The 16,242-nt window shown below is 69.4% G+C and carries 15 protein-coding genes; 4 read left to right on the top strand and 11 right to left on the bottom strand.

Annotated features, from left to right (window positions below):
* Positions 1-33: 33 nt before the first annotated feature.
* The 3 genes from ACI2LP_RS17380 to ACI2LP_RS17370 form a co-directional block, all read right to left on the bottom strand.
* Positions 34-684, bottom strand: a complete 651-nt coding sequence (locus ACI2LP_RS17380; protein ID WP_360880455.1) for a hypothetical protein — start codon at positions 682-684, stop codon at positions 34-36.
* 114 nt (positions 685-798) lie between these two features.
* Positions 799-3,213 (bottom strand): dolichyl-phosphate beta-glucosyltransferase, encoded by a 2,415-nt coding sequence (locus tag ACI2LP_RS17375; RefSeq protein ID WP_404725360.1) that lies wholly within the window; start codon positions 3,211-3,213, stop codon positions 799-801.
* The gene (locus ACI2LP_RS17370) at positions 3,210-3,890 is read right to left on the bottom strand and encodes a GntR family transcriptional regulator (RefSeq protein ID WP_404725405.1); all 681 of its coding nucleotides are present in this window, start codon (positions 3,888-3,890) and stop codon (positions 3,210-3,212) included. Before ACI2LP_RS17370 ends, ACI2LP_RS17375 begins: the two co-directional genes overlap by 4 nt.
* Positions 3,891-3,968: 78 nt before the next feature.
* On the opposite strand from ACI2LP_RS17370, the gene ACI2LP_RS17365 reads away from it, so the two are divergent.
* Positions 3,969-4,400 (top strand): hypothetical protein, encoded by a 432-nt coding sequence (locus ACI2LP_RS17365; protein ID WP_404725359.1) that lies wholly within the window; start codon positions 3,969-3,971, stop codon positions 4,398-4,400.
* Between the two features lie 193 nt (positions 4,401-4,593).
* Here ACI2LP_RS17365 and ACI2LP_RS17360 read toward each other — a convergent pair whose 3' ends face one another.
* Positions 4,594-5,949, bottom strand: coding sequence for an aspartate aminotransferase family protein (locus ACI2LP_RS17360; RefSeq protein WP_404725358.1), 1,356 nt, complete (start codon positions 5,947-5,949; stop codon positions 4,594-4,596).
* A 209-nt stretch (positions 5,950-6,158) separates the two neighbouring features.
* On the opposite strand from ACI2LP_RS17360, the gene ACI2LP_RS17355 reads away from it, so the two are divergent.
* The 3 genes from ACI2LP_RS17355 (at position 6,159) to ACI2LP_RS17345 (ending at position 9,288) form a co-directional block, all read left to right on the top strand.
* Positions 6,159-6,752 carry a DJ-1/PfpI family protein gene (locus ACI2LP_RS17355; RefSeq protein ID WP_404725357.1) on the top strand — a complete coding sequence of 198 codons (594 nt, stop codon included), beginning with the start codon at positions 6,159-6,161 and terminating at the stop codon, positions 6,750-6,752.
* Positions 6,749-7,219: a MarR family winged helix-turn-helix transcriptional regulator gene (locus tag ACI2LP_RS17350; protein ID WP_404725356.1), complete on the top strand. Its 471-nt coding sequence runs from the start codon at positions 6,749-6,751 to the stop codon at positions 7,217-7,219. The genes ACI2LP_RS17355 and ACI2LP_RS17350 overlap by 4 nt, the downstream gene beginning before the upstream one ends.
* Positions 7,220-7,632: 413 nt before the next feature.
* Positions 7,633-9,288 carry a serine/threonine-protein kinase gene (locus tag ACI2LP_RS17345; protein ID WP_404725355.1) on the top strand — a complete coding sequence of 552 codons (1,656 nt, stop codon included), beginning with the start codon at positions 7,633-7,635 and terminating at the stop codon, positions 9,286-9,288.
* A gap of 2 nt (positions 9,289-9,290) precedes the next feature.
* Here the strand turns inward: ACI2LP_RS17345 and ACI2LP_RS17340 are convergent, their stop codons facing one another.
* The 7 genes from ACI2LP_RS17340 to ACI2LP_RS17310 all read right to left on the bottom strand — a co-directional run.
* A complete protein-coding gene (locus ACI2LP_RS17340) occupies positions 9,291-10,709 on the bottom strand; it encodes a S1 family peptidase (protein WP_404725354.1) in 1,419 nt (472 codons plus the stop codon).
* A 96-nt stretch (positions 10,710-10,805) separates the two neighbouring features.
* Entirely contained in the window at positions 10,806-12,164 is a 1,359-nt protein-coding gene (locus ACI2LP_RS17335; RefSeq protein WP_404725353.1) for a hypothetical protein, read from the bottom strand.
* Between the two features lie 112 nt (positions 12,165-12,276).
* Positions 12,277-12,663, bottom strand: a complete 387-nt coding sequence (locus ACI2LP_RS17330) for a hypothetical protein (RefSeq protein WP_404725404.1) — start codon at positions 12,661-12,663, stop codon at positions 12,277-12,279.
* Positions 12,664-12,957: 294 nt separating this feature from the next.
* Positions 12,958-14,280: a transposase gene (locus ACI2LP_RS17325; protein ID WP_404725352.1), complete on the bottom strand. Its 1,323-nt coding sequence runs from the start codon at positions 14,278-14,280 to the stop codon at positions 12,958-12,960.
* A gap of 361 nt (positions 14,281-14,641) precedes the next feature.
* The gene (locus ACI2LP_RS17320) at positions 14,642-14,794 is read right to left on the bottom strand and encodes a hypothetical protein (protein ID WP_404725351.1); all 153 of its coding nucleotides are present in this window, start codon (positions 14,792-14,794) and stop codon (positions 14,642-14,644) included.
* 44 nt (positions 14,795-14,838) lie between these two features.
* Positions 14,839-15,375, bottom strand: coding sequence for a winged helix-turn-helix domain-containing protein (locus ACI2LP_RS17315; protein ID WP_404725350.1), 537 nt, complete (start codon positions 15,373-15,375; stop codon positions 14,839-14,841).
* 148 nt (positions 15,376-15,523) lie between these two features.
* Positions 15,524-16,242: tetratricopeptide repeat protein (locus ACI2LP_RS17310; protein WP_404725349.1), on the bottom strand; the 719-nt coding region annotated here is incomplete at its 5' end.

Genomic DNA, 16,242 nt, shown 5'->3' with positions numbered 1-16,242 from the left:
TCACATGTGCGGCACATGCGCGGCACATGCGCGTCAGCTGAAAATAATCATTGAGCCCTGGCCGAGGCTCCGCGTCGCCGCCGCGTGCAGCCCCAGCCACACATGCCTCTCCCGCGCGAACGGGCTCTCGTCGTACGGAATCGGCCCGGCCGGTTCCTCCAGCGAGGTGGGCCGGTCCGGCGGCTCCGGAGCCTCCGGCGGGTTCGCCGGGTCGATGCCGATCGACGGCGCGACGTATTCGAGCTCCCGCAGCAGCCCCTGCGTGGAGCCCAGGGGCCCGCCGCCCGCCAGCAGTTCGTCGTTGAACAGCGGTGTCGCGAAGTCCACGGGGACGTACGCACCCGCGTGGTCGTAGTGCCAGACCAGATGCGACTGCTGCGCCGTCGTCTCGAACATCTCCAGCAACTGCTCGTAGTCGCCACCCAGTTCGTCCACCGGCGTCACCGCGAGCCCGCACAGCTGCAGCAGATACGCCCGCCGCAGGAAGTGCAGCGCGTCGTAGTCGAAGCCGGCCACCGGGGCCACATCACCGGACAGGCCCGGCATATAGGCGAAGACGGGCACGGTCGGCAGTCCGGCGTCGGTCAGGGCCTTGTCGTAGGACGCGATCTCTTCGGCGAAGGGGTTGTCGGGGCTGTGGCACAGCACATCGACGAGGGGGACCAGCCACAGGTCACAGGCCAAGGGAAGGCTCGCTCTCCAACGGGATCGGGCACGCACGTGCGATGGTCGGGACAGCGTAGTGCCATGGATACGTTCGGCGAAGGGTGCCGGTCAACCGCCCGGCCCGCTTCGTTTTCAACCCGTACCCACATCCCATACCCACACGCCGCCCACCGGCTTGCCCGGCTTCCCGAGCAGTTTCTCCACCGTCGCATACAGCGCCTTGTCGTTGTACTGCGGCTCCAGCACCACGACCCCCGCCCGCCACGCCGCCAGGTCGAACCGCGCCTGCGCCTGCCAGTTCGGCCCTATCTCCGGCACCCGCCCGCTCCCCCGCACATCGTTGAAGAGGTTGGATGTGTGCCGGGGCGTCGCGCCGTAGATGCCGATCCGGTCGGGTCCCCACGGCCCGTTGAAGTAGCCGCCCGCGACCGGGAAGCCGAGCCCCGTCGCCGACTGCCAGTGCAGGGCCTCCGCGCTGCCCGGATACGGCAGCGGGACCGTGACCACCGACTCCCCCTTGGAGAGATACGAGCGGTACATGCCCTGTGTGATGAACTCCGGGACCTCGGAGCGCTCCCGCACCGGGTACGGCGTCGGCAGCACCGGCAGCAGCGCCACCGCCACCGCCGTGAGCCCCACCACTTGATTCACCCGATCACTGGTCGCCAGCAGCCGGTCCGCCGCCAGCGCGATCAGGACGCCGAGCACCGGCGCGCAGATCATCGCCACCCGTGACTCGATGACCGACTCGAAGAGCGGCTGATGGGCCAGCGCCCGCCAGGGACCTGTCAGCACGAAGTCCGTGTACGGGATGCGGAACTTCGGCCCGAGGGAGAGAAACGCGGCCGCGATCCCCGTAAAGGCAAGCGCCTTGACCAGCGCGAGCCGCCACAGCCGCACCACGATCGCCGCCGCGAGCGCGATCAGCGGCCAGCCGAAGAAAGCGTTCTGCTCGGTGCGGTTCAGCGCGAGCGGGTCCGCAACCTCGTCCGTGCCCATGAGCGAGCGGCCCGCGAACTCCAGGAAGGCGAGCGGGCTGTTGCCCGCCTTGTCGCCGTGCAGCACGCTCGTATAGCTCTGCGGGCCGAGGAACTGCCAGCCCAACGGCACGGCGGCCAGCGGCAGACAGACGGCGGCCGCGATCGCGAGCCCGCGCAGCAGCGGCCGCCAGGCCGCCCGCGCCACATCGCGGCGCACGAGCCCGTACGACAGGGCGAAGAGCAGCATGCCCATCGACGCGAGCAGCAGCGGTTCCTCGCCGAGGAGGATCTGATACGTCGCGAACAGGCCGAGCAGCACCCCGTCGCGTACGACATCGCGCCCCTCGCACAGCCGCAGCGCCCGGTCGATGATCACCGGAATCATGAACAGCACAAGGAAGTTGGGGTGCGCGTTGCCGTGCGAGATCATCGGCGGCGCGAAGGCCGCGAAGGCGCCGCCGAGCGCGGCGGCCCACCGGTGGTCGGTCAGCCGGCGGGCGATCAGCCAGTACCAGGCGGTCGCGGTCGCCGTGAGTCCCAGCGTGAGCACCAGCGCCCAGGTGACCGTCGGCCCGAGCAGCAGCGTCACCGGGGTGAGCGGCACGGAGAGCCCGAGCATTACGGTGTTCGCCATCAGGTTCACGCCGTCGGGATAGCCCTGCAGGGTCGTGAACAGGGGATTTCGCAGATGCGCGACATTGTCGGCGGTGACCGCGAAGAACCACTCCCACTGGTTCTGGTCCTGCCCCGAGTCGGCGAGATAGCCGCGGTCGAGGTCAGTCCACAGCCCCTTGTAGAGGAGTACGGAAGCGAGCAGGAAGAGTCCGGTGACGGCGAGGTCCACCCGCCGTACGGCACGCGCCCGCAGCCTGATGAGCTCCAGCAGCACCCTGCCGTAGTCCAGCGGCCGGACCTTGGAGCCCTCCTGGTGCGACCAGCGCACCGGGACCTCCGTCACCGTCCAGCCAGCGCGCCGGAAGTAGCGGAGTATCTCGACGTCGATCCCCCACCCGTCCAGACGCGAATCGGCGAAGGCGGCGCGCGCCTTGTCGCCGTCGAAGAGCTTGAAGCCGCACTGGGTGTCGTGGATGCCGGGCACGGCTACGGCGCGTATGAGGCGGTTGCCCATCCGGCCGAGCCATTCGCGTATCCGCCGCTGGTGCACCTCGATACGGGAGTCGGGGTGCGCGCGGGAGCCGATCGCCGCGGCGCTGTCCTCCGCGGCGAGCTGTTTGTCGAGCCGGTCCAACTCCTCGATCGGCGTGGCGAGATCGGCGTCGGTGACCAGGACACGGCGGCCGTAGGAGGCGAGCACGCCCTGGCGCAGAGCGTTGCCTTTGCCGTGGTTGGCGTCGCTGGAGACGAGTTGGATGCGCGGCTCCTCGGCCGCGGCCTCCCGGGCGATCTTGGCGGTGGCATCGGTCGACCCGTCGTCGACGACGATCAGCTCCCAGTTGCCCCAGCGGCCCGGCTCCCCGCGCAGATGTGCGCAGATCGCGTCCAGCGTGGGTCGCAGCCGCCCTTCCTCGTTGTACGCCGGGACGACGACGCTCAGATCCACGCTCACCGCTCCAGCCGATCCGCCCAGGCGAGCGCATGGTCGTTGTACGCGGCGATGACCTCGCGCACCGTCTCGGCGTCGCCGAGTGTCAAGGCGTCCACCAGGTCCTCGTGTCCGCTCCACAGCCAGTCCCGCAGCTCGGGCTCCTCGCGCAGGTAGGGGACGGCGAACACCCAGGCCTGGACGCGCAGCCGGTGCAGGAACTCGGAGATGTAGTTGTTGGCGACGAGCGCGCCGAGCTCGCGCCAGAAGCGCAGGTCGTAGCCGATGAGTATGGCCAGGTCCCCGCCGCGGGCCGCGCGGGCGGCCTCCTCGGCGCGGCGGCGTACGGACACCAGCACCTTGTGGGGCACGCCGGTGCAGCGGCGCTTCTCGAGCTGGCGGAAGACGCCGTCCACGATCAGGGAGCGGGCCTCGATCATGCCGCGGTAGTCGTCGACCGAGAACTGGTGCACCTTGAAGCCCCGGTGCTGGTCGGAGTCGAGCAGCCCCTGCGCCGACAGATCGACGAGGGCTTCCCGGACGGGCGTCGCGGACACACCGTACTGTTCGGCGATCTGCTTGACGGTGAACTCCTGTCCGGGCTGCAGACGGCCCGCCAGCACCTCGTCGCGCAGCGCGTCCGCGATCTGCTGCCGCAGGGTGTTGCGGGTGACAGCGGAACTGCTGCCGGTGCCGGGCATCGTGGCCTTCTCCTTCGCCGGGGTCCCGGACACGATAGGCCAGACGTCACGAACCGGGTGCGGACAGGGGATTCTGACATGACTGACGCCTTCGAGGCGGCGACGGGTGACGGGCCGGTGTCCGGCTCCTCGGCACGCGCGGCCGAGGTGCGGGCGGCGTTCGACGGCCTGCTCCAGATCCGCCGTGTGACGAACGCCGCACCCGCGGCGTGGGAGCTCAACCAGATGGTGCGCGCGGTGGCACTGGCGCTGGAGGCCGCGGGCCTCCCGCCATCGGCGGTGGACGCGTCCGGCGCGCGGACGGCGACGGGTTACCGGGTACGTGTGTCGGACACCCCGCGGATGGTGTGCGTGGACTGGCTGGGGCCGGCGGGGAGCGGTGCGGCGCAGGAGGAGGAGACGCGGTTGACGCAGTGCGCGTCGGCATTGGGGGCGGTGGGGTGGGAGGCGCTGCTGTACCGGGGGCCACGGGGGCGCCGCTTCTTGGAGGTGGAGCCGGGCCGGGGCTGAGGGGGGTGCGCTTCCCCACCCGGCCCCTTCTCGCAACTGAGGGCAAGCCCCCAGACCCCCGAACGCGACCTTCGGCCGCGTGTCCTCCATCGCCGGACGGGCTGGATTTACGCCCGCCCGGCGATGGAGGACAGACCGGCCCCCGGACCCCGCGCCGTTCAAGGACAAGGGGTCCGGGGGCCGCCCCCCGGCTCTATGCCACGTGCTCGTCCGCCACCGACAGCGCCGCGTCCAGTGCCGCCAGGCCCTCCTTCGCCTCCGCCTCGGTGACGTTGCAGGGCGGGACCGCGTGCGTGCGGTTCATGTTGACGAAGGGCCACAGGCCGTTCTTCTTGCACGCGGCGGCGAACGCGGCCATCGGGGCGTTCGCGGCGCCCGTCGCGTTGTACGGCACCAGCGGCTCGCGCGTCTCCTGGTCCCGTACGAGATCGAGCGCCCAGAAGACACCCGTGCCGCGCACCTCGCCGACGCTCGGATGCCGCTCGGCGAGCTCGCGCAGGCCCGGGCCGAGGACCGTCTCGCCCGTGTGGGCCGCCTGCTCGACGACCTTCTCCTCCGCCATCACGTTGATCGTGGCGACGGCGGCGGCGCAGGCCAGCGGGTGGCCGGAGTAGGTGAGGCCGCCGGGGTACGGGCGGGTCGCGAAGGTCTCGGCGATCGCGCCGGAGATCGCGACGCCGCCGAGCGGGACGTAACCGGAGTTGACGCCCTTGGCGAAGGTCAGCAGGTCGGGGACGACGTCGAAGTGGTCGGCGGCGAACCACTTTCCGGTGCGCCCGAAGCCCGCCATCACCTCGTCGAGGATGAAGACGATCCCGTACCGGTCACAGATCTGGCGGACACCGGCGAGGTAGCCGGGCGGCGGGGTCATGATGCCCGCGGTGCCCGGGATCGTCTCCAGGATGATCGCGGCGATGGTCGCCGGGCCCTCGAAGGCGATGGTGTCCTCCAGGTGCTGGAGGGCGCGGGCGCACTCCTGCTCCTCGGTCTCGGAGTAGAACGGCGACCGGTAGAGGAAGGGCCCCCAGAAGTGCACGACACCCGCGGTGCCGTTGTCGTTGGCCCAGCGGCGCGGGTCGCCGGTGACGTTGATCGCGGTGGCGGTGCCGCCGTGGTACGAGCGGTAGGCGCTCAGCACCTTCGGACGGCCGGTGTGCAGCCGGGCCATCCGGATGGCGTTCTCGACGGCCTCGGCGCCACCGTTGGTGAAGAAGATTTTGTCGAGGTCGCCGGGGGTCCGCTCGGCGATCAGGCGTGCGGCCTCGGAGCGCGCCTCTACGGCGAACGCGGGCGCGAAGGTGGCGAGCTTGCCTGCCTGCTCCTGGATCGCGGCGACGACCTTGGGGTGCTGGTAGCCGATGTTCGTGTAGACGAGTCCGCTAGTGAAGTCGAGGTAACGGTTCCCGTCGTAGTCCCAGAAGTACGAACCCTCGGCACCGGCGACGGCGAGCGGGTCGATCAGGCCCTGGGCGGACCACGAGTGGAACACATGCGCACGGTCTGCGGCCTTGACGGCTGCGCCGGCCTGGGGGTCGGGATGAGGGGTCATGCGGGCCAGCGTAGAGACGTGCTGGTGGGGCGGGACATGGCCACGGTGTATGGCCATGGCCACGTTCTTGGGCAGTGTGTCGGGCCTTTCCCCTACCCGCCCCTTCCCGAACCGGGGCAAGCCCCGGCCGGGGCCGGGCATCCACCGAAACACATTGACAGCATACTGTCGAAGTGACAGGCTACTGTCATCACGCCAAGGAGGACGCCATGACCACCCGCACCGTTCATCTCGCCGTGTACGACACCTACGCCGACTGGGAGACCGGCCACACCACCGCCCACCTCACCCAGAACGGCTTCACCGTCCGCACCGTCGGCCCCACCACCGACCCCGTCGTCACCATGGGCGGCATCCGCATCCAGCCCGATCTCGCGCTCAGCGAGCTCGACCCCCAGGACAGCGCCCTGTTCATCCTCACCGGCGCGCACCTGTGGGACAGCGGTGACGATCTCGCCCCCTTCGCCGCCAAGGCCCGTGAGTTCCTCGACGCCGGCGTCCCCGTCGCCGCCATCTGTGGTGCCACCGCCGGGATCGCCCGCGAAGGGCTGCTCGACGACCGCGCGCACACCAGCGCCGCGCCCTTCTATCTCGACGCCACCGGCTACAAGGGCGGCGCGCACTACCTCGACACGGACGCCGTCACCGACCGCGACCTGATCACCGCGGGCCCCACCGAGCCCGTCGCCTTCGCCCGCGAGGTCTTCGCCCTGCTCAAGGTCTACGAGGGCGAGAAGCTGGACGCCTGGTACCGGCTGTTCCACGACTCGGACGCCGCCGCCTTCGCGGTGCTGAACTCATGAGCCGCGAACAGCAGGACCTCCTCAGCCGGGCCGCCCTCGGCGTCTTCCGGCTGAACGGCCAATTCCTCGCCGTCTCCGAGGAGTTGGCCAAGCCCGCCGGGCTGACCGCCGCCTGGTGGCAGGTGCTCGGAGCCGTACTGCACCATCCGCTGCCCGTCGCCGGGATCGCCCGCGACATGGGCATCACCCGCCAGAGCGTGCAGCGGATCGCCGACCTGCTGGTCGAGCGGGGCCTTGCCGCGTACGAACCCAACCCCGCCCACCGCCGCGCCAAGCTGCTGCGCCCCACCGACGAGGGCCGCGCCGCCGTCGCGAAGATCGGCCCCGGTCACGCGGAGCTGGCGGCCCGGCTCGCCGACGCCCTCGGCCCCGAGCAGTTCGCCGAGACGGCCAGGGTCCTGGAGCAGCTATCCAAGGCCCTCGACGGCATCAGCGACCGGCGCCCGGAAAGAAGTCCGCACTCGTGACGTAGTCCATGGCCTCCGTGAATACCGGGTCCCCGAGCCGACGCTCCATCTCCGCCTCGCTCACGTCCTCGATGTGCGTCTGGATCCAGTAGAGGTTCCCGAACGGATCCCGCACCCCCGATCCGGCCGTCCTCGCCGGTCATCCGGCTCAGCTCGACCGCGCCGAACGCGGCCGTCAGGAAGTCGATGACACCGGCGGTGTCCTGCGAAATGATCCACGGTGTGACGGCGGTGTAGCCCTCGGAACCGGCTTGACGGCCATGACGGTCTCCTCGCATACGGGGATGGTGCTCGGATCGCTTGCGTGAGACCGACCGTAGGCGGCCACTAGGTCAGGTCCTGGCCTATAAGGCGGGGAGCGGGCAAGCACTATCCTCGGTCCGTCACAACAGCACGGGGGAGGGCGCGCGGCGATGGAGCAGCTGGCACCAGGAGATCCGCAGCACATCGGCGAGTACCGCCTGCTGGCCCGGCTCGGCGCGGGCGGCATGGGCCAGGTCTACCTCGCGCGCAACGACCGCGGCCGTACCGTCGCCGTCAAGCTCGTACGCCAGGAGCTCGCCGAACAGGAGGAGTTCCGGGCCCGCTTCCGCCAGGAGGTACGCGCCGCCCTGCGGGTCGGCGGCCAGTGGACCGCCCCCGTTCTCGACGCCGACACCGAGGCCCCCGTCCCCTGGGTCGCCACCGGTTACATCGCCGGACCCGCGCTCCACACCGTCGTCTCCGGCGAGCACGGCCCGCTGCCCGAGCGCTCGGTCCGCATCCTCGCCTCCGGCCTCGCGCACGCCCTGCAGAGCATCCACGCGGCCGACCTCATCCACCGCGACCTCAAGCCGTCCAACATCCTGATCACCATCGACGGCCCGCGCGTCATCGACTTCGGCATCGCCCGCGCCCTGGAAACGGTCACAGACGGCGGTCTGACCCGCACCGGTGCGCTCGTCGGGTCGCCCGGCTTCATGGCCCCCGAGCAGGTCCGCGGCGACCGTGTCACTGCCGCCTGCGACATCTTCTGTCTCGGCTCGGTCCTCGCGTACGCGGCAACGGGCCGCCTCCCCTTCGGCTCGGCCGACAGCGGGGGGCATGCGCTGATGTTCCGCATAGCGCAGGAGGAGCCGGACCTGGCGGCCATGCCGGAGGGGCTGCTCGAGCTCGTACGGGACTGTCTGCACAAGGACCCCGAGGCGCGGCCGACACTCGCGCAGATCCTGGAGCGTACGACCTCCGACGCGACGAACGAACCCTGGCTGCCGGGCGCGCTGATCGCCCAACTCGGCCGCCACGCGGTGCAGTTGCTGGAGGTCGAACAGCCCGCGTCACCGGCGCCCGAGCAGCCTCCGACGATGACCGCACCCGTGCGACCCCCCGTGCGACCCCCTGCGCCGCAACCCACACCCACACCCCCACCGGCCCCGACTCCTGCATACGGGTACGGCTTCCCGTACAACACCCCGGCCCCGGCCCCGTACGCCCCCACACCCCTCCCGTACACACCCCCGCAGCCGGCGCCGACCAGCAGCCGCGGCACCATCGCCCTCCTCGCGGTCGCCGTCCTCGTCGCGGTCGCGGCAGGCGGCTCGGTCTACGTCCTGATGGGCGGCGACGGCAAGAAGAGCACGTCCACCGACTCCAGGCCGGCGGCCTCGACGTCCTCGGCGACCCCGACGAACCCGGACAGCTCGGGGAACACGACCCCCACCACCACGCCCCCGACCACGCCCGGCACCCAGGATGGCGGCGTTCCGGCGGAGTACGTCGGCACCTGGCGGGCGTCCTTCGACACGGCCGACGGCACCAACTCCCGCACCATGACGATCACGCAGGGCTCAACCGGCACCCAGGTGATGACCCTGTCGGGCACCGGCCCGAACTACGACTGCCGCTGGTCGGCCACCCTCCGCGCCTCGGGCCCACCTCTCGAACTCGGCCCGACCCAGGTCACGTTCGGCGACCCGAAACAGTGCTCGCCGGGCCAGTGGAGCCGTCTGGACATGCCGGACGACAGCACGATCGTCCGCGAACTGGTGGGCTCGGGCGGCGCACCACTCACCTACACGAAGACGAGCTGAACTCAGCCCCAGCTCTGGGAGTAGTAACTCCAGTAGTTCTGGCGGTCCTTGGCCGACCGGATCCAGTGGCTGGCCACCAGTCCGAGCAGACTCACCAGGATGACCCCCAACCCCGGGCCGAGAGTCTGGAAGTTGACGGGTATCCCGGGTGCCGCCTTCGATCCGTTCGCCGCCCCCGACGACCCGGGCTGCCCGGCCGTCCCCGGCACTCCCGGCGACCCTGGCACTCCCGGCGGAACGGCTCCGGCGGCTGCCGACGGGTCGGCTGGGGCGGCCGTCTGGCCGCCCGTGCCCTCGGTGCCCCCGGCAGGCGGAGCACCGCCCGCCAACAGCCTTACCCCCAGCGCCTCCAGTGCCTTCGTGGCCGGCTGGAAGAACGTGACGCCCCCCGTGGTGCAGTCCCCGTTGCCGCCCGAGGTCACGCCGATCGCGAGACCCTCCGAGATCAGCGGGCCCCCGCTGTCTCCCGGCTCGGCACAGACGGTGGTCTCGATGAGGCCGGTGACCGTGCCCTCGGGATAGTTCACCGTCGCGTTCAACGCGGTCACCTTCCCGTCGTGGAACCCCGAGGTGCTGCCGCTGCGGAAGACCCGCTGACCGACGACAGGATCGGCGGCGCCGTTGATCTGCACCCCGCGCCCGCCGCCGATGTCCACGATGTTGGCTCCGCCGGGGGCGAGTGTTTCGCCGTTCTCGTACCGCACGAGCGAGAAGTCGTTTCCCGGGAACGTACTGCCGATGGTCGTTCCGACCAACTGCTCGCCCCGGCGGTCCCCGAACCAGGTCGTGCCGACCGGGCCGCAGTGCCCGGCCGTCAGGATGAACGTGTCCTTGCCGTCGGTCACATTGAAGCCCGCGGAGCAGCGGCCGTCCCGGGAGAAGATCGGCAGGGCGCCGTTCAGCCTGGTGGTGAAGGCGCCTGCGGTCCGCTCCATGTGGACGGAGCCGCCGATCCGCTCGGCGACGTCGGACATGCGCGACCAGTCGGCCGCGGACACGGTGCTGTCCGCGTGCACCACGACCTTGTTGGACGCGTAGTCCACCGCCCAGGCGGTGCCACTCACCCGAGGCGCCTCACGCAGCTCCTCGGCGGCCGAGCGGAGCCGGCTCATGCTGTAGCGCACGACTTCGGCGCGTGCCCCCGCCCGCCGTACCTCCGCCGCCGCGTCCTCGTCGGTCACGGCGACGACCGGGCGCCCGTCGGCCCCCGTCCAGCTGCCCGCGGTACGGGAGGTACCGAGCCGCGAGACCAGGTCAGCCATCGGATCGGCGGAGGACTGGACGGACGGTTCGCCCGCCATGGCGTGCGGACCGGAGGGTTCACTCGCCATGGCGTTCGAGACCATTAATCCGCCGCAGACCAGCCCTCCCACGGCCGCCAGCCGCGCGAGACGCTGGAGGTTCCGTCGTGCGTGCCTCATCCGCGGCCCCAAGGTCGTACCGACATGGCGTCACAAGCCCGTGGGCCCCTGGAACCAGGGGCCCCCACCTCAGTACGTGCCGCCCCGCCGTCCCGTTCAGAGCCTCATGGCATACACGTAGCGCGAGTTGACGCGGGTCCGGATCTTCTCCGGTGGAGTCGCACCGGAATCCTGGTCATTCTTCGCGTATTCCCCGAGCCCCCAGATGACCCGTGAGCCCCGGTAGTTCGACTGGTAACTGAGATCCTCGGGACCGGGCACCTGCTCCCACTTCTCGGTCGCGGTTCCGTCGACCGGGCACGTGTTCAGCTTGCCGTTGGCAAAGCCGTCGCTGACAGAGAGATGGAACCGGCCCCCGGCACTGACCGCTCCCTGCACGTTCCCGCCGTTCCTGATGCGATAGACCCTGCGCGAGGCGATCTCGGCGTCGTTTCCGCCGTCGGTCAGCGCCCCGGCGGAGTTCAGGGTCCAGTCGATGATGCGGGAGTCGATCGCAGGGCGCGGTTTGTTGCCCTCCCTCTCCGCCCTGCGGAACTCGCTCACCAGCAGCGACGATCTCCCGTCCGTGTGCACGACGGCGACCTGCGAGTAGCCCAGCCGCGTGCGCTCGGTCTCCCAGTCCTGGACGACATGGTCATAGGCACGGCTCTGCGGAAGGATGTACGTGTAGTCGTACGCGTGATACCTGCCGCCGTGAAAGCCGACCAGCCGCTTGTTGCCGCCGGGGGCCACGCGGATCATCTCGTCGAGGTTGAACACCCGCAGCGCGCGCTTCTTGCTGTCCGCGACATAGAGGCGGTTCCGGTACCAGGCGATGCCCCCGGCATGCACATCGGCGGCCCGGAAGTCGTGGGGCCGCCCGCTGCCGCCGGGCCTGGTGCTGCCGTTCACCGGCTCGACCAGCAGGACGTGTACATAACGCGGTTGCCGCGTCTTCAGATCGACGAAGGTAATACGGGCTCCCCTTTCGCGCTGGGCCCTTCGCCCATACCAGGAAACCATCAGCACATTGCGGTTCAGGGGAATATAGGGATCCCCCGTCAACCGGGCGTCGTACTCACTGGTGATTCCCTGCGGACGCCAGTCCGGGTCCTTGAAGTCGTCCCTGTCCCATCTGAACGCACCGCGCCCACTCACCCGCGGGAACAAGCCCTTGCCCACATTCGGCATCCACTTCCCGGTCCTCCAGGCGGCTCGCGACTCCGCCAGCACCACGCGCTCGTAGTGGACGGCGCCGGCGAGCCCGCTTCTCTCCCCCTTCAGGCCCTCGATCGTCGCCGGATAATCGGTGGGATGCTCCCCTTCGCCCTCGGCGTGAGTGCGTATTTTCACGCTGACCGAGCTCGGTATCGGGAGCGGCGGCTCGGGTGCTGCCGCCTCCGGCCTGTCCGCCGCGTGCGCGGTTGCGGGGAGGACCAGGCCGCCCACCGTCGCCGCGAAGGGTGCCACTGCCATGCCCCGCAGGATCGTTCTCCGTGTTGTGTCCATGCCGCTGGACGCTAGACACGGCGCGGGCGGTCCGTCGCCGGTATTCGCGTCCGGGACATGTCCCGGACACCCTTCGAGGTCAACTGAGCAGCGCTGAAGCGGTGTTACGCAGGAGCAGCGGGTGTACGAACCGCTCCGCCGTGGTCGGCGGGAAGCGCCAGGACAGCGGCCAGGTTCGGCCGCGAAGAGCGGGCACAGGGATGTAACTCACATGCGCGGGGCCAGAGTTGAGACGGGTGACGCCACGCGGCCAGGGCCGGTGGGACGTAGTCCCTGCCGGTACGAGGAAGTAGACCGACCGCCGCCCGGACGCCTCGATGACGACGGGCCCGGGGTCACCGCCGGTCAGCCGCTCCAGGAGGTCGGCGAGACGACGGCCGTCCTCGTCGTCGACGCGGACGGCGTCGAATTGCACGCCTGCCTTACGGAGCTGGAATCCGGAAGCCGGAATCCAATCGAGGTTCAGTTGGCGACTTTGCGTATCCACAAGGACAGTCTGGGTGACCTTGGCTAGCGTTTTCCATGACCGCGAGGAGGGGGTCCGGCATACGTTGACCTGCGCGAACTTCCTTTGAGACGGGTCGAATTCGGCGGGGTTCCGGTTGAGACCGGTTGAGTCCGGTTGAGTCGAAGCGGTGATCGTGAATGGCACGTGCGGAAAACAAGGAAACGGCGGGTCCGGCGACGCGTCTGGTGGCGAACGTAGCGCGCAATATTCGCGTGCAGAAGGGATCTCGACTTTCGTCGTTCTGATTGGTCGTCACGTCAAGTCCGCGCAGCCTGCGGCCCATGCCTGTTGGACGACGCGGATTTCGGTATCCGTGGGCTGACCGGCGTCGATGGGCATAAATCGGGCCGCGATGATGGTGCGGCGGAGCTTGGCGGCCATGTCGGAGAACGCCGGGGTGGTCTTGGTGAGATACCAGGGCTGGCGTTCGCGCCGGTCGGCGGTGTCGGCTGGGTGGTGGCCGTGGAGCGCGTACCAGACGACGGTGATCGTGTAGCAGTACAGGCCGAACGGCACGGTGCGTACGACCGCGGTACGGGTGCGGTTGCGGGCCTGTCCGACACCGAGCATTTCGCGGGCTTCGGCGAAGGTCACCTCGATCGACCACCGCCTCGCGTAGCGGGTGATCAACTGGGGTGCTGGGGTGGTCAGGTCGGTGGTGACAAGGGCCAGGTCGTAGCCGGTGTCGGTGGCATCGTCGCGGAGCAGCACCACCCGGAGGGTGCGGGTGTGCAGGGAGCCGTACCACAGGCAGGTGCATGTCGCGAGGAACACGTTCTCGGTGCGGCCGTAACGGGTCACAGTGTGCGGGGTGAACCGCGCGGTTGCGGCCAACTCGGCGGGGGTGCCCAGGCGTTCACCCTTCAGACGGGGCCGGCCGCGTCGTCCGGTGGGCGGCGGGGCCAGGTCGTAGAGGACCGCCGAGGCCGGAAGGCGGGTGGTGAAGGTGACCTGTGCGGGCAGGTCACGCAGTGCGCGGCCGTGGTAGGCGGCATCGGCGACCACATCGATACGCCGGCCCCAGTGGCAGGCGGCCAGGAACCGGATCATGGAGGCGGCGAGTTCGACCTTGGTCTGCTCGCCCTTCGGGCGATGCAGCCGGGCGGCCACCGGCAGACACACCGGCCGGGTCAGAAACGGCAGGTCGACCACGATTCCCAGCACGACGAAGCAGGTGCCGTAGCCGATGCCGTCGCGCCCGGTGGCCGATCCGTCGTGCTGCCAGGCCGCACCGAAGACCTTCTTCCCGCGCCGCTTGAACAGGGTGTCGTCCACGGCAACAGTCAGCACGGCGTCGTCGGGCACCAGGCTGCGTACCACCAGGTGGGACAGCGAGGCGCCGAGCGTCTGCGCATCCCAGCTCGCGCGGGAGAAGAAGGCGTGGACCCGATCGTGAGACCAGTGCCGCGTCACGTTCGCACCCAGCAGCATCCCGGTGACCGTGCCCCGCCCGGTGTTCGCGATCAGCCCGGTGACCAGCACAGAGAACGTGGAGAACGTCGGGAAGGTGAAACAGCCGCGCAAAGCACCCAGCACAGCGAGCAGCGATGCCGGTACGGTCGGATCCGGAAGCATCGGCGGGTCCCTCCCCGGAGGCGACACAAAGCACCGCCGATGCTTCCTTGCTGTCCGTCCCCGGAGCGGGCCGATGGCCACAGGTCACCCGCGCGAGCTACTGATCTTTGACTACGGGCTTGATGCGGGTGGGGCGAGTTCGAGGCCGGTCCCGGCAAGGAATCCGATGAGGAGTTCGGGGTGGCGCTGGATGTAGCGCAGGGCGCTCCTCGCGGCCCGGTGGAGCTCGTCAATCGAACGGAACGCCCGGTTCGCGATCTTCTCCTTGGCGTGCGCCCAGAGCAGTTCGAGGGGTTCAACTCCGGTGCGTAGGAGGGCAGCTGGATGATCGTGAGCCAGTCCTGGCGCTGCGCGTACTGTTTCACAGCAGGGCCAGGAAGCGGGGGAAGTCCTTCTTCGTGTAGCCGCCCGACGGCTTGATCGCATAGATCATCCGGGGCTCCTCGCCCTCCTTGAAGCAGATCCACGCCACCATGCTGATCTTGTCGTTGCGCTTCCCTGACAGCCGCAGCACCGGGGTCTGCCCGGCCTTGCCCCAGGTGCGGCGGACCGGCCTGTTCAGCCAGGCTCCGGCCTCGTCCTCGAAGCAGACCCACCCGCCGACGGCGGTGACCTGCGCGGATGGGAAGCCGCCGGCCAGGTTTCCGTGCGCCATGCGGCAATCGCCTCCTCGTTGCGCTCCACGGCCCGCACCTTCGGCACCTGCCACGACCAGCCGAGGCGATCCAGCAGCCGCCACACCCCGGAGATCTCGTACGTGACCTTGAACCGCTCCTCGATCAGCACCCCGACCCGGGCCAGCGTCCACCGCTGGTCCTCCCACCCGTACTCCGTCGGCCCCGCCCGCAGAAGACCGTCCAGCTCCCGTTCCTGCTCCGCGCTCAGATACGAGTTCCCGCCCGGCCCCTTGGACAGCAGAGCCTCCCGGCGGCCCCCGGCCCAGGCTCGACGCCACAGGCTGACTGCCTGCGGCGTCGCCCCGAGCACCTCCGCGACCTTGCTCTGCCGCATCCCTTGTTCGAACAGATCCGCCGCCTGCATGCGCCGCCGCTCCAGCTCAACTGGGCTCAACGGCTTGCGAGTTCGAGTCCCCATACATCCGGTATGCCGAACATGACCAGATCATCAAACGCGACGTCAAAGATCAGTACCTACCTGACCGATGGCCAGAACGACGAAAGTCGAGAGCCCAGAACCCGCCCCACAAAACGGGACTCTGCGCAGGACTGGCCGCACAGGGTTGTCATTGGGGCAGTTGTTCGTCCAACGCGGTCTGGAGCCTGTTGCGGAGCGGTCCTATATGTTCGGTGTTCAGGGAGAAAACTGTTGTCGCTTCTTTCAGATCGGTGAGGGTAGCCCGGAGCTGTCGGGTATCGGGCTGGCTGTTCAGGAAGTGCTCCATCACCCTGTTGGCCTTCTCCCAGGCCTGCATCGCACATTGAACGATGAAGAGATTGCCGTTCGCCCGCAGCGACCCGGCGGTGTCCCCGTCCGCAGCGGCATTAACGAAAAGTTCGGCAGCCCGCGCCAAGTGGGTGTCTCTGTCTGGATGGGGCATGACGTGAAGAACGATTGCTGTCTCATATAGATACCAGCCGTCACCGGGGTCGATCTCGGCGGCCCTGGCGAGGTCCGTGAGAGCTTTCTCATAGCACCCCATGTGGCGGTGGGTTTCGCCGCGGCCAGCGTAGGCCCAGGCGATTTGGGAATCCAGTTCGATTGCACGCTCGAAGTCAGCCAGGGCATCCTCGAAGTGTTCCAGACCCTGGTGGGTATGCCCGCGGCAAGCAATGGCCCAGACGATTTGGGAATCCAGTTCGATGGCGTGGTCGAGGTCGGTCAGGGCATCGTTGTAGCTGCCCATGAGGCGGTGGGTTTCGCCGCGGCCAGCGTAGGCCCAGGCGATTTGGGAATCCAGTTCGATTGCACGCTCGAAGTCAGCCAGGGCATCCTCGAAGTGTT

It is taken from the genome of Streptomyces sp. NPDC019890 (assembly GCF_044903445.1).
GTDB lineage: Bacteria > Actinomycetota > Actinomycetes > Streptomycetales > Streptomycetaceae > Streptomyces.
The sequence above is the reverse complement of the archived record's forward strand: the minus strand, read 5'-3'. Positions and strand labels throughout refer to the sequence as shown.

Excerpts from the sequence above, each read along its gene's own strand:
- ACI2LP_RS17350 (WP_404725356.1), top strand. The coding sequence starts at position 6,749 with ATGAGCCGCGAACAGCAGGACCTCCTCAGCCGGGCCGCCCTCGGCGTC.
- ACI2LP_RS17370 (WP_404725405.1), bottom strand. The coding sequence starts at position 3,890 with ATGCCCGGCACCGGCAGCAGTTCCGCTGTCACCCGCAACACCCTGCGG.
- ACI2LP_RS17340 (WP_404725354.1), bottom strand. The coding sequence starts at position 10,709 with ATGAGGCACGCACGACGGAACCTCCAGCGTCTCGCGCGGCTGGCGGCC.
- ACI2LP_RS17315 (WP_404725350.1), bottom strand. The coding sequence starts at position 15,375 with ATGGGGACTCGAACTCGCAAGCCGTTGAGCCCAGTTGAGCTGGAGCGG.
- ACI2LP_RS17365 (WP_404725359.1), top strand. The coding sequence starts at position 3,969 with ATGACTGACGCCTTCGAGGCGGCGACGGGTGACGGGCCGGTGTCCGGC.
- ACI2LP_RS17355 (WP_404725357.1), top strand. The coding sequence starts at position 6,159 with ATGACCACCCGCACCGTTCATCTCGCCGTGTACGACACCTACGCCGAC.
- ACI2LP_RS17325 (WP_404725352.1), bottom strand. The coding sequence starts at position 14,280 with ATGCTTCCGGATCCGACCGTACCGGCATCGCTGCTCGCTGTGCTGGGT.
- ACI2LP_RS17345 (WP_404725355.1), top strand. The coding sequence starts at position 7,633 with ATGGAGCAGCTGGCACCAGGAGATCCGCAGCACATCGGCGAGTACCGC.
- ACI2LP_RS17335 (WP_404725353.1), bottom strand. The coding sequence starts at position 12,164 with ATGGCAGTGGCACCCTTCGCGGCGACGGTGGGCGGCCTGGTCCTCCCC.
- ACI2LP_RS17360 (WP_404725358.1), bottom strand. The coding sequence starts at position 5,949 with ATGACCCCTCATCCCGACCCCCAGGCCGGCGCAGCCGTCAAGGCCGCA.